We start from the raw sequence: 11732 nt of genomic DNA, 5'->3' as shown, positions 1-11732 counted from the left end.
CTGTTACACACCCGCCCCCCCCTACAGACACTACCCCGCGCCGATCCGCTCAACCCCCACCCCCCCGCTTCTTCTTTTCCCGGTTCTGCGGCGTGCGCCCTCCGGGGCGATCACCCGCTGTCGTTGGTCGGAGCGGGGGACGGGTGCCGCTGTCCGTGGCGAAAGCCGGTCGCGCAGCGTGTTCGGTCCTTTGTGGACAGGCGTAGTCCATTGGGCCGAATGAGCGCATATCACTAGCCACAATGGACAGATGTGCTGACCACAGTGGACACAGGTTCCGAAAAGTGGGACCGTAGAGGATGTGTCCGAATTGAATGCAACAGCCGCCGCACTGCTCGGTCTTCTCCACGACGGTCCCGCCACGGGCGGGCAACTGGTCGCGGGGGCGGGTGAGCGTTTCGGCGCCTTCTTCAGCGTGACCCGCAGCCAGGTGTACCGCGAGCTCCCCGCCTTGTCGAAGGAGGGCCTCGTCCGCCTCGGCAAGCAGGGCCCGCGGTCGAGCCAGCAGTACCTCATCACCGCGGCGGGCAAGAAGGCGTTCAAGACGTGGCTGTCTTCCGAAGCCGGTCCTGACCACCTCCGCAGCCCGCTGATCCTGCGTCTCGTGCACGCCGGCTCGCTGACGGTGAAGCAGCGCTCGACCCTGCTCGAGTCGGCGCGCGCCAGCTACACCCAGCAGCTCGACGAGGCCAAGGCCGCCACCAAGGGGGCTGACGGTCCCTACGCCAAGGCGGTCGCCGAGTTCGCTCAGGCGCAGGCGAAAGCGGCACTGAAACTGCTGGATTCCATCCCCCAGTCCTGACCCGGACAGGTGCCCACGACCGGTTCCCCGCAACCGGTCGTGGGTTTTGCCGTAACCTTGGCCGACGTGAGTGATGAGTTCGATGCGGCACTGAAGGACCTGGCCGGCAAGCTGACGCAGATCGAGTCGGTGATGGACCTGGATGCGCTGCGTGCCCAGGTGGCCGAGCTGGAGGAACAGGCGTCCAGCCCGAACCTCTGGGACGACCCCGAAGCGGCGCAGAAGGTCACCAGCCAGTTGTCCCACCGGCAGAGTGAGCTGCGACGCATTTCCGAGCTGCGGCAGCGGCTCGACGACCTGGGTGTCCTCTATGAGCTGGCCGAGGCCGAGGGCGACTCCGCCAGCGTGGCCGAGTCCGAGTCGGAGCTCACGGCCCTCACCAAGGACATCGACGGCCTCGAGGTCCGCACCCTGCTCTCGGGTGAGTACGACCCGCGGAACGCCGTGGTCACCATCCGGTCCGAAGCGGGCGGCGTCGACGCGGCCGACTGGGCCGAGATGCTGCTCCGGATGTACCTGCGGTGGGCCGAGCGGCACAACTACCCGACGGACGTCTACGACATCTCCTACGCGGAAGAGGCGGGCATCAAGTCCGCCACCTTCAAGGTGAGCGCTCCCTACGTCTACGGCACGCTCTCGGTCGAGCAGGGCACGCACCGGCTGGTGCGCATCTCGCCGTTCGACAACCAGAGCCGTCGTCAGACCTCCTTCGCGCATGTCGAGGTGATGCCCGAGGTCGAGGAGGTCGACCACGTCGACATCCCCGAAAAGGACATCCGCGTCGACGTGTACCGCTCGTCCGGCCCCGGCGGCCAGAGCGTCAACACGACGGACTCGGCGGTGCGGATCACGCACATCCCGACCGGCGTGGTCGTTTCGTGTCAGAACGAAAAGTCGCAGCTGCAGAACAAGGCGGCCGCGATGAAGGTCCTCCAGGCGCGGCTGCTGCAGCGGAAGAAGGAGGAGGAGCGCGCCGAGATGGACGCGCTCAAGGATGGCGGCTCCAGCTGGGGCAACCAGATGCGCTCCTACGTGCTGCACCCGTACCAGATGGTCAAGGACCTGCGGACCGAGTTCGAGGTCGGCAACCCGTCGTCCGTGCTCGACGGCGAGATCGACGGTTTCCTGGAGGCGGGCATCCGCTGGCGCAAGCAGTCCGGGGCCGCGTAACAACCCTGCGTGAGAGAGCAAGGGACCTTTGCTGTCACTTTCCGGAAGAGAGTGACAGCAAAGGTCCCTTGCTCGCTTGGCCGCCGGGACCGGGCTACCCGGGCTTAACGACGGGCATGGGTAGTATGCCGAACCGTGATCCGGCTCGAAGAGGTTTCCAAGGTCTACAAGACCTCGACCCGTCCCGCCCTCGAAAGGGTGTCGGTCGAGATCGACAAAGGTGAGTTCGTCTTCCTGATCGGTCCCTCGGGATCCGGGAAGTCGACCTTCCTGCGTCTCCTGCTGCGCGAAGAGGTGCCGAGCAAGGGTCGCGTCATGGTCTCCAACTTCGACGTCGCCAAGCTCGCCCGTCGCCGGGTGCCGCGCCTGCGGCAGACCATCGGCTGCGTCTTCCAGGACTTCCGCCTGCTGTCGAACAAGACCGTCGCCGAGAACGTCGCCTTCGCGCTCGAAGTCATCGGCAAGCCGCGCCCCACGATCCGCAAGGTCGTCCCCGAGGTACTCGAACTCGTCGGGCTCGACGGCAAGGCCGACCGCCTCCCCAACGAACTCTCCGGTGGTGAGCAGCAGCGTGTCGCGATCGCCCGCGCGTTCGTGAACCGCCCGCTCGTGCTGCTCGCCGACGAACCGACCGGGAACCTGGACCCCGACACCAGCCAGGACATCATGTTGCTGCTGGAGCGGATCAACCGCACCGGCACCACGGTGCTCATGGCCACCCACGACCATTCGATCGTGGACTCGATGCGGCGAAGGGTCGTCGAGCTTCAGCTCGGCAAGGTCATCCGTGACGACGCCCGAGGCGTCTACGGCATCGGCCGCTGACCGGCCCCGCCCTCCTCCGTTACCCACGACTTCCAAGGGACAGCAACCCCGATGCGCGCCAGTTTCGTCTTCAGCGAGGTAGTCACCGGCTTGCGCCGGAACGTCACGATGACCATCGCGATGATCCTCACCACGGCGGTCTCCCTCGCCATGCTCGGCTTCGGTCTGCTGGCCGTCGGAACGATCGACAAGATGAAGGCCAACTTCCTCGCCGACGTCGAGGTTTCGGTCTATCTGGTCAACGACATCAGTTCGGGTGACCCCAACTGCTCGCAGTCCGCCTGCCAGTCGCTGCGCCAGGACCTGCAGGGCAACGACGGCGTCGAGTCGGTCGTGTTCGAGAACCGCGAGCAGTCCTACGAGCGGTTCAAGAAGATGTTCGAGAGCCAGCCGGAACTGCTCGCGCTGACCGGGCCGGAGGCGCTGCCCGCGTCGCTCCACGTCAAGCTGAAGAACCCCGAGCGCAGCCAGGCGATCATCCAGGAGTACACCGGCAAACCCGGCGTCAGCAAGGTCGACGACCAGCAGAAGGCACTGGACCGCGTGTTCAACGCGCTCAACGGTGTGCGGAACCTGGCGTTCGGGGCCGCGCTGATCATGGCCATCGCCGCGCTGCTGCTGATCGCCAACACGATCCAGGTGTCGGCGTTCACCCGGCGCACCGAGGTCGGCATCATGCGACTGGTCGGCGCGACCCGGTGGTACACGCAGCTGCCGTTCCTCTTGGAGGCGGTGGTCGCCGGCCTTGTCGGTGCGCTCATCGGTATCGTCTTCCTGGTGCTCACCAAGGTGCTGTTGCTCGACTTGGTGCTCACCGGTGACGTGTTCCCCGCGGTCGGCATGCTCGAATTGCTGTTCCCGGTGGCACCGATCCTGATCGCCGTCTCGGTCGTCATTTCGGCAATCACCGGCTACGTGACGCTGCGTCTGTACGTGCGCCACTAGCCGCCCGATAACCACCTGCCCGAACACAGAAACTCACGTAGAGTCGCCGCTATGCCCAAGGAACGTGGACACAAGGTGATCGTGTCGAACCGCAAGGCTCGCCACGATTACTCCATCCTCGACACCTACGAAGCCGGTCTCGTGCTCGTCGGTACCGAGGTGAAGAGCCTGCGTGAGGGACGGGCGTCACTGGCCGACGCGTTCGCCACGGTGGACGACGGCGAGGTCTGGCTGCGCAACGTGCACATCCCGGAGTACGTGCAGGGCACGTGGACGAACCACACCCCGCGCCGCACCCGGAAACTGCTGCTGCACCGCCAGGAGATCGAAAAGCTCATCGGCAAGACCAAGGAGAGCGGCCTTTCGCTGGTCCCGCTGTCGATGTACTTCAAGGACGGCAAGGTCAAAGTCGAGATCGCGTTGGCCAAGGGCAAGAAGTCCTACGACAAGCGTCAGGACATCGCCAAACGCGACGCGGACCGCACCATCAGCCGGGCCATGGGCCGGGCGCTGAAGGGCCGGTACAACGATTGATCCACGGACCAGCCTCGGACGCCGAGATCCCCGAGTGGATCTCGGCGCTGGGCATCGACGGACTCGTGGACATCCACCTGCACTTCCTGCCGAAGCCGGTCATGGACAAGGTGTGGGCCTATTTCGACCAGGCCGAGGAGCACTACGGCATGGCCTGGCCGGTGTATTACCGCACGTCGGAAGAAGAGCGGATCGAAACCCTCCGCTCGTTCGGCGTGCGGAAGTTCGCGCCGCTGGTCTATCCGCACAAGCCGGGGATGGCCGAATGGCTGACGTCCTGGGCGTTGGAGTTCGCCGAACGCGTCCCGGACGCCGTGCCGACGGGCACGTTCTACCCCGAACCGGCAGCCCTGTCCGTTGTGGACGGTGCGCTGCGGGCGGGCGCCCGCTGTTTCAAGGCGCACGTCCAGGTCGGCGCCTACGACCCGCGTGACGAGCTGCTGGACGGCGTCTGGGGCGCGCTGGCGGACGCGGGTGTCCCGGTGGTCGTCCACTGTGGACACGGACCGTTGAAGGGTGCCTACACCGGGCTACGGCTGTTCGAAGAGATCCTCGTCCGGCATCCGAACTTGACGCTGGTGCTCGCACACGCCGGCATGCCGGAGATCGATTTCGCGTTCGAGCTGGCCCGGAAGTATCCGCGAGTGCATCTCGACACCACGATGGTCGGGGTCGAGTTCACCCTGCGCGGCAACCCGCTCCCGCAGGATTGGACGGATCTGCTGGCGGAATTCCCGGATCGCGTCGTGCTCGGCACCGACTTCCCCAACATCCCGTACTCGTACGCCACACAGCTGCAGGCGATCGCCGGCTGGGCGGCCGACGATCGCCTTGGTGAGCCTTTCCTGCGGGCGGTGCTGCACGACACCCCCGCGAAACTGCTCAGCGTTTGAGCTGCGCCACCTCGGTGACCGAGACCGCGCGGCCGAGCAGCCGCGCCCCGAGCTCCGTGACCTGGATCTGCTTACCCGCCAGGAGAAATCCGCCGGTCGCCAGTGCCACCCACGGTGCCGGACCCTGCGTGAGACCGTCGCTCAGCGGGGCGAAGCCGTGCGCGGCCAGCCCGAGCAGGCCGCCGGCGATCGCGAGTCCGGCCAAGACGAGCTGAGGCGTCTGCGCTGTCGAGGCGGGACCAGAGCTCCGCGTTTCGAAGCGGGCGAACAGCCGCAGGAGACCGAGGAGCACCAGGCCACAGGCGCCGAGCCAGGCGGGGACCATCGTCAGCCACAGCACGGAACCCGGTTCCGGAGTCTCGTAACCCAGGCCGTAGACCGCGACACCGGAGACGACGATCAGCGCCGGCATGTGCCACAGGTAGACGCTCATGAACCGCGGGCCGATCCACTTGAGAGCGGCGTCCAGGTTCGGACGGGAGGCCAAGGCGTTCAGCTGCGGCTTGAAGGCCAGCAGGAGACCGATCTGGCCGATCGCGAGGAAGGCCAGCAGCACGGTGGGCGGGCTCATGTTCGACACCGGCGCGCCCGGCATGCCGATCATGCTGGCCGGGTACGGTCCGAAGGCGACCATCAGCGCGGTGATGCCGAACCCGATGCTTGCCATGCCCAGGGCGGCGTTGCGGCTCAGCGAGCCGAGACGGCCCTGCGTGTAGTGGAAGCCGAGCTGGTGCACGGCCATCCAGACGAAGATCGCGTTCGCGAAACCGATCAGGCCGAGGTCGTTGAAGCGGGCGACGTCGACGAGGACGGCGGCGGCGAGCATGACCAGCGGAACTTTGAGGCCCCAGCGGCGATGCGCGGTGGCCATCAGCGGCGTGAGCAGCACGGTGAGCACGTACACGGCCAGGAACCACAGCAGCTGGGCGGCGATCGCGCCGCCGACCTGCAACGGCTGCTCCGGGATGCCCATCCCGCGCAGGATGTCCGGGACGAACAGCCAGACGGCCACCAGCGGCAGCACCGGGATCATCAACCGCTTGAGCCGGGCCGCGAGCCAGGAACGGGAACTTTCGGCGCGTCCCAGGGAGATCAGGTTCGCCGCCCCACCGGCGAAGAAGACCAAGGGCATCACTTGCGACAGCCAGGTGACGACCCACCAGCCAGGGGTCGCGAGGGCGTTCCCGGTGGACAACTTGCCGTCGGCGTAGGAGAGCACCGGCATTCCCCAGTGCTGGACCACGACCGCGAGGATCGCGACCGCTCGGACGATGTCCAGGAACCTGTCCCGGCCCTGTTTCTGGCTTGTGTGCATGGAAAGAAGCCTGGTGCTTTCCATGCCCGGAAACAGCAGTGCGTGCCGCCGTATCGGTCTTCCTGTTTTCGTCCGTCGAAGGTGGAGTTTTCCCTACCCCACACCGTCGGGTTCGGGCTCGGGCCGTGGCGCGGGCTCCGGGACCGGGGCGGAGCACAGCCGGAATTCCCAGCAGTCGTCCTCGGCGCGGCCGAGTTCGTACCGGGTTTCGATCTTCGGCCCGTCGTGCAGATGGACGTGTTTGAGCACGGTGCCCGCGATCGGTTCGGTGTCACCGAGTTCCTGGACGCGGCCGTCGAGAGGGCCGCCGAAGAAGCGGACACGGTGGGAGGGCCGGTCGGTCATGGGTCCTCCTCGGTTCGACTCGTCTCTCACCACCAGTCTGCCCATGTTAGGTGAGTGACGGCGTCGCCACCAAGAGCTACTTCAGCGTCCTAAGTAAGTGAGCACCGCGCGGACCCGGCGGTGTTCCACCGAACTCGCTTCGAGGCCGAGCTTCGAGAAGATGTTGCCGATGTGCTTCTCGACGGCGCCGTGCGAGACGACGAGCGAGTTCGCGATCGCGGTGTTCGACAGGCCCTGCGCCATCAGCCCCAGTACCTCGGATTCGCGGGCGGTGAGCGCGTCGAGCGGGTTCTTGCGGCCGCGCGCCATCAGCTGCGCGATGACGTCCGGATCGATGGCCGTGCCGCCGCCGGCGACACGTTTGACCGCGTCGAGGAAGTCGCCGACGTCCGCGACGCGTTCCTTGAGCAGGTAACCGACTCCGCCCGCGCCGCCGGACAGCAGCTCGACGGCGTAGCTCTCTTCGACGTACTGGGAAAGCACGAGAACGGGCAGACCGGGGACGGCTTCACGGGCGCCCAGCGCCGCGCGGAGACCTTCGTCGGTGAACGTGGGCGGCATCCGGACGTCGACGATCGCGAGATCCGGCCGGTGCTCCTTGACCGCGCCGAGCAGGTCGTCGCCGTTGTCCACGGCGGCGACGGTCTCGATGTTCTCGTCGGCGAGCAGGCGGATCACCCCCGCGCGCAACAGCACAGCGTCTTCGGCGATGACGACCCGCATCCTGCCCCCAGGTTCGTGAGTGAACGGCAGGGCCTATTCACTCACGAACGGGTCACCACTGGCACGGCAGGTCGGCGCGAATCACCGTCGGGCCACCCGGCGGGCTGACGACGGTGATCACGCCGTCGATCGTGGCCGCGCGGTCGGCGAGCCCGGCGAGCCCGCCACCAGGACGGACTTCGGCGCCGCCGTGACCGTTGTCGGTGATCTCGACGATCACCATCGAGTCGGTGCGCCACACCTTCACGCCCGCTTCGGTCGCGCCCGAGTGCTTCGCGATGTTCGTCAGCGTTTCGCCGACGATGAAGTACGCCGTCGTCTCGACCGCGGCCGGCGGACGGGGTTCGACGTCCACCTCCACGTCGACGTGGATCGGGGATTTCGCGGCCTGCGCGGAAAGCGCCGCGTCGAGGCCACGGTCCCCGAGCACGGCCGGGTAGATGCCCCGGGCGAGATCGCGCAGTTCCGACACCGCCAGCTTCGCGTCGAGGTGCGCCTCGTCGATCAGTTCGCGCACGGCGTCCGGGTCCTGGTCGAACTTCGACTTCGCGCGGCCCAGGCTCATCGCGACCGCGACCAGTCGCTGCTGGGCGCCGTCGTGCAGGTCGCGCTCGATGCGGCGGCGTTCGGCCTCGGCGGCGTCGACACCGCGAGCCCGCGATGCTTGCAGCCGCTCGGCCTTCTGCTCCAGCTTCTGGGTGCGGTTCGGGCCGAGCAGGGAGAACGCGAGGTTGCCGTGCAGCCAGCCGATCCACGGGGTCACCCAGATCGCCATCGGCAGCAGCACGATCGACGCGATCGCGATCGGGAACTCGACGCAGGCCAGCGGGAACGCCACCATCAGGTAGGCGAGGTCACGCCACGTCGTCGGGTCGGTCAGCCGGGTCAGCCAGCGTTTGACCAGCGAAAGCCCTTCGACGGGGAGACGCTCGACAGGCTCCAGGGGAGTTTCGAGCATCTTCCGTGCCCAGCCTCGCTCCCGGTCGGCGGACCAGCGGATGAAGTTGGTCGTGGCCATGAGGATCGGGAAGCCGATCCACACCACCGCCGTCCCGATGCCGACCGCCAGGCCGACGATGATCAAGACGAACTGGAGCAGCCGGAACAAGAAGCTGACGAACATGTAGACGATCGACCTCAACGGCCGCGGCCGCGGGATGTCGACGTGCTGTACCTGCTGATCGATCGTCATCCGCGCACCGTGCTCATCGTCGGAACCTCGCCCCATGAATCCTCCAGACGGCGGCGCTGGGCGTGAGTCGGCCCGAGCAGCGCCGCCGCCAGCCGGGCATGTAGCCCTGCCAGCGCCTTCGTCAACGCTACCGACAGGGCGACGCACAACACGCCGAGAGCCGCCCAAGGCAGCGCCGAGACCGTCGAGTCGACGGTGAACCACGCGTTCTCCCAGTTCGGGAAGCGATACTCGCCGCCGGGCAGGAAGCGGTAGTAGATCGGCAGGCCCGCGAGCCCGAGACTGGTCGACCAGAACACCGCGACCAGCACGAACTCGATGATCCCGAGCGGGAAGAGCAGGAAGAAGTAGCCGAGGTCCCGCCAGGTCGAGCCGTCCTTCAACCGCGCCTTCCAGCGCACCGACTGGGCGCCGGCGGGCAGCGGGAGGTACGGCAGGTCGATGTAGCGGTCGAGCAGCGCGTACACCCTGGCGCGCTCCATCCGGGCCGCCCCGCGGACGGTCAGGATCACCACCGCGAGGATGGGCAGCCCGATCCAGACGATCGCCGTGCCGATCCCCGCCCAGATGAACGCCATCAGGAGCGCGAAGGCGCACACGCCCATCGGCAGGTTCATCAGCAGGTAGACCAGCGAGCCGCCGAACGACGGATCGGACCTGCTCAGCTCCCGCTCGGCCGCTAGCGAACTCATGGTCGTGCTCCTCTCCTGATCGAGGAGACAAGCATCGCGCGCAGGGGCGCCCGGTGACATGGTGCCCACGGGCATCTCCCAGGTGGGGCTAGCCCCACCTGCGGGATTAACCCGGTTGCCGACCGCGTTATGATGTACAGGTTGTGTCCCACCAAGGGGGTGAACGGTTTCGACTTTGGACGTTGAATCAGGAGAAGCGTGCCGGTGCAGGCGAGAGACCACCGTAAGCGTCATCGCAAACCAATAAGCGCCGAGCCTAAGAGCCAGCGCGAGTTCGCTCTTGCTGCCTAAGCAGTAGAGCAACTCTGTCGGTCCGGGGTCGCCTCCGACCCGGTCACCGGCATCAGCTAGGAGGCTTACCGCCACACTCGGCTGCGGGGTGTGGTTGGGAATCAAACAGTGGCTGGGCTCGTCACTTCAGCTTGTTCGCGTGACTGAAGGGGCCAAGTAGAGACATAGCGGACTGCGCACGGAGAAGTCCTGGTGATACGCCAGAGGACCCGGGTTCAATTCCCGGCACCTCCACCGTCTGGCCGAAGCGGCCCCATCCATCCGGGTGGGGCCGCTTCTTGTTTCCAGTTTCGTCATGTGGCTCGCGCAGCGGCGTAGCACCGTCGGCGCTCTCGGTCCCAGATGGTCACCTCGTCGAGGTCGCTGTATTCGGCTCGCAGCCGCCGAGCGAGTACATAGAAGCCGGAACTAGGTCGTCCGCTCTCCTTGGAGACGACGAGAGCGCTCCAGAGTGGGTCGCCTTGACCCTCAGCGCGGGTCGACGCTTGATCGAGGAACTGGCCGAGGTGGTCGGGACGCACGCCGATTCGCCTGCCCAAGGGTGCGTACTGAATCAGCCCTTCGCCGGATGCGACCCCGTAGAGGATGTCCGAGATGCGGTCGACGCGGTCCATCGTGAAGGTCTCAGGCATTGACCGTCCTGTGTTCGTCGGGAACTTTTGCTCGCATAGCGTCGCTTGGGCGCTAGTCGGCGTTACGGCCGCGCGGTACCCGAGAGCAATCGGAGTGATCTTCGTCGGTTAAGGAATTCACTGCTCCAGACACAAGATGGTTTGGTGCGGAACTCTGGTCGTCAGACGATCTTTGGAGAATTTTCTGAATCACGGAGAGTAGCTAAATCAAGGTCGATTTCATCTCGATTCACCCTCAATGGTGATCTTGGTTGGGCGAGGTGTCATGCTGAGTGTCCGACCATGGCCCTCTAACGAAACGACCCCGTGTCGCCGGAGGGCCGGAAGAAGGTGGCAGATGACCTGGGCCAGGCACTCCAGTCGTCCCGATCCCGCAGAAGACCAGAGCCGGATGGCCGGTGTGCGCGCGGAGGAAGAAGTCCGCCTCACCCTGCAGAACGGCAGAGCCGCCAGGACTGTCGCGGGGCATGCCTCGGACGCCATCGACTGTGCGGAACTACTGGCGATGCTCGGGCTCGAAGGAGTCCAGAAGAAGCACGTTCAGCGCACCTGACCCCCGATCCGAGTGGTCAGTTCGGCCGCGGTCAGGCGGACCTCTTCGGCCAGCTCAGGCCAAGTTTCCTCGCAGCCCTCGGCCCCCGGGCAGAGATGGCGGAGGGTCACGCTGATCGCGGCCATCGGCCGGCCGCCGTGATCGAAGACCGGGCAGGCGACCGAGGCGAATCCTTCGGTGACATGGCCGTCTTCGACCGCCCAGCCGAGTCTGCCTTCCGCGTTCAGCGTGCGGCGCAGTTCGGCGAGCGTGCGCGGGCCGCGGCCGGTGCGCAGGACGAACGCCGACGCGGCCGGGAAGAGCGCGCGCACATGGGGCGAGAGCAGGTGCCGCAGGATCGCCCTGCCTGAGGCTGTGAGCTGCCCCGGCAGCCGGACGCCGACCTCGGTCACCAGGGTTTCCGGGCGGGTGGGTCGCTCCTTGACCAGGTAGAGCGACTCGTTGCCGTGCAGTACGCCGAGATGCGCGGTGTGGCCCACCCGGTCGGCGAGTTTGCGCAGCAGCGGGACCGCGAGCCGTTCGAGTGGGTCGTGCCGCAGGTAGGCCGAGCCGAGTTCGAACGCGGCGATGCCGAGGCCGTACCGGCGCTCGGCGGGCAGGTGTGTCACGAAACCGGCGGCCTCCAGCTCGGCGAGCAGGTGATATGTCGTCGAACGCGGGAGGCCGAGTTCGCGCGCGATCGCGGCCGCCGACACCGGGCCGGGACGGGCGGCGAGCGCGCGAAGGATGCCGAGGCCGCGTCTGAGCGCCGGTACTTCGCTGCTGTCACCCACGTCGACCTCCTGTTCCTCCGGCGGCGGGAGCAAGGGACCTTTGCTCT

At 66.8% G+C, this 11732-nt stretch carries 14 protein-coding genes and 1 other RNA gene; 8 read left to right on the top strand and 7 right to left on the bottom strand.

Translation table 11 applies throughout. The features are described from left to right. Positions 1-301 precede the first annotated feature (301 nt). The 6 genes from ACFWMR_RS26990 to ACFWMR_RS26965 all read left to right on the top strand — a co-directional run bounded on the left by ACFWMR_RS26990 (position 302) and on the right by ACFWMR_RS26965 (position 5169). Positions 302-802 (top strand): PadR family transcriptional regulator, encoded by a 501-nt coding sequence (locus ACFWMR_RS26990; RefSeq protein WP_020633847.1) that lies wholly within the window; start codon positions 302-304, stop codon positions 800-802. A 66-nt stretch (positions 803-868) separates the two neighbouring features. Continuing rightward, positions 869-1972: a peptide chain release factor 2 gene (gene prfB, locus ACFWMR_RS26985; RefSeq protein WP_037345950.1), complete on the top strand. Its 1104-nt coding sequence runs from the start codon at positions 869-871 to the stop codon at positions 1970-1972. A 135-nt stretch (positions 1973-2107) separates the two neighbouring features. Beyond that, positions 2108-2797: a cell division ATP-binding protein FtsE gene (ftsE, locus tag ACFWMR_RS26980; RefSeq protein ID WP_005168409.1), complete on the top strand. Its 690-nt coding sequence runs from the start codon at positions 2108-2110 to the stop codon at positions 2795-2797. A 51-nt stretch (positions 2798-2848) separates the two neighbouring features. Next, the gene (ftsX, locus tag ACFWMR_RS26975) at positions 2849-3742 is read left to right on the top strand and encodes a permease-like cell division protein FtsX (protein WP_093936186.1); all 894 of its coding nucleotides are present in this window, start codon (positions 2849-2851) and stop codon (positions 3740-3742) included. Between the two features lie 51 nt (positions 3743-3793). Next, positions 3794-4276: an SsrA-binding protein SmpB gene (gene smpB, locus ACFWMR_RS26970; RefSeq protein ID WP_034322147.1), complete on the top strand. Its 483-nt coding sequence runs from the start codon at positions 3794-3796 to the stop codon at positions 4274-4276. Continuing rightward, complete coding sequence (locus ACFWMR_RS26965; protein ID WP_378380377.1) at positions 4273-5169, top strand: amidohydrolase family protein; 897 nt, start codon at positions 4273-4275, stop codon at positions 5167-5169. The genes smpB and ACFWMR_RS26965 overlap by 4 nt, the downstream gene beginning before the upstream one ends. Here the strand turns inward: ACFWMR_RS26965 and ACFWMR_RS26960 are convergent. From ACFWMR_RS26960 to ACFWMR_RS26940, 5 genes are all read right to left on the bottom strand, one after another. Next, on the bottom strand, positions 5159-6484 hold the full coding sequence (locus tag ACFWMR_RS26960; RefSeq protein WP_378380376.1) for an acyltransferase family protein: 1326 nt from the start codon (positions 6482-6484) through the stop codon (positions 5159-5161). The two genes, ACFWMR_RS26965 and ACFWMR_RS26960, sit on opposite strands and share 11 nt — an antisense overlap. A 93-nt stretch (positions 6485-6577) precedes the next feature. Further along, complete coding sequence (locus ACFWMR_RS26955) at positions 6578-6829, bottom strand: hypothetical protein (RefSeq protein ID WP_093936184.1); 252 nt, start codon at positions 6827-6829, stop codon at positions 6578-6580. Between the two features lie 81 nt (positions 6830-6910). Beyond that, on the bottom strand, positions 6911-7552 hold the full coding sequence (locus ACFWMR_RS26950; protein WP_005168420.1) for a response regulator transcription factor: 642 nt from the start codon (positions 7550-7552) through the stop codon (positions 6911-6913). Positions 7553-7604: 52 nt separating this feature from the next. Then, positions 7605-8744, bottom strand: a complete 1140-nt coding sequence (locus ACFWMR_RS26945; RefSeq protein ID WP_093936182.1) for a sensor histidine kinase — start codon at positions 8742-8744, stop codon at positions 7605-7607. After that, a complete protein-coding gene (locus ACFWMR_RS26940) occupies positions 8741-9436 on the bottom strand; it encodes a sensor domain-containing protein (protein ID WP_378380375.1) in 696 nt (231 codons plus the stop codon). Before ACFWMR_RS26940 ends, ACFWMR_RS26945 begins: the two co-directional genes overlap by 4 nt. A 155-nt stretch (positions 9437-9591) precedes the next feature. Here ACFWMR_RS26940 and ssrA point away from each other — a divergent pair. Beyond that, positions 9592-9964: a transfer-messenger RNA gene (gene ssrA, locus ACFWMR_RS26935) on the top strand. 56 nt (positions 9965-10020) lie between these two features. Here ssrA and ACFWMR_RS26930 read toward each other — a convergent pair. Further along, entirely contained in the window at positions 10021-10359 is a 339-nt protein-coding gene (locus ACFWMR_RS26930; protein WP_378380373.1) for a hypothetical protein, read from the bottom strand. 337 nt (positions 10360-10696) lie between these two features. Here ACFWMR_RS26930 and ACFWMR_RS26925 point away from each other — a divergent pair, with 337 nt between their 5' ends. Next, positions 10697-10912, top strand: a complete 216-nt coding sequence (locus tag ACFWMR_RS26925; RefSeq protein WP_093936178.1) for a hypothetical protein — start codon at positions 10697-10699, stop codon at positions 10910-10912. Here ACFWMR_RS26925 and ACFWMR_RS26920 read toward each other — a convergent pair. After that, entirely contained in the window at positions 10900-11685 is a 786-nt protein-coding gene (locus tag ACFWMR_RS26920; RefSeq protein ID WP_378380392.1) for an IclR family transcriptional regulator, read from the bottom strand. The genes ACFWMR_RS26925 and ACFWMR_RS26920 overlap by 13 nt on opposite strands. Between the last annotated feature and the right edge of the window lie 47 nt (positions 11686-11732).

Origin of the sequence: Amycolatopsis thailandensis, from assembly GCF_042723255.1 — a bacterium.
Lineage (GTDB): Bacteria > Actinomycetota > Actinomycetes > Mycobacteriales > Pseudonocardiaceae > Amycolatopsis > Amycolatopsis thailandensis.
This window is presented reverse-complemented; position numbering and strand designations above follow the sequence as displayed.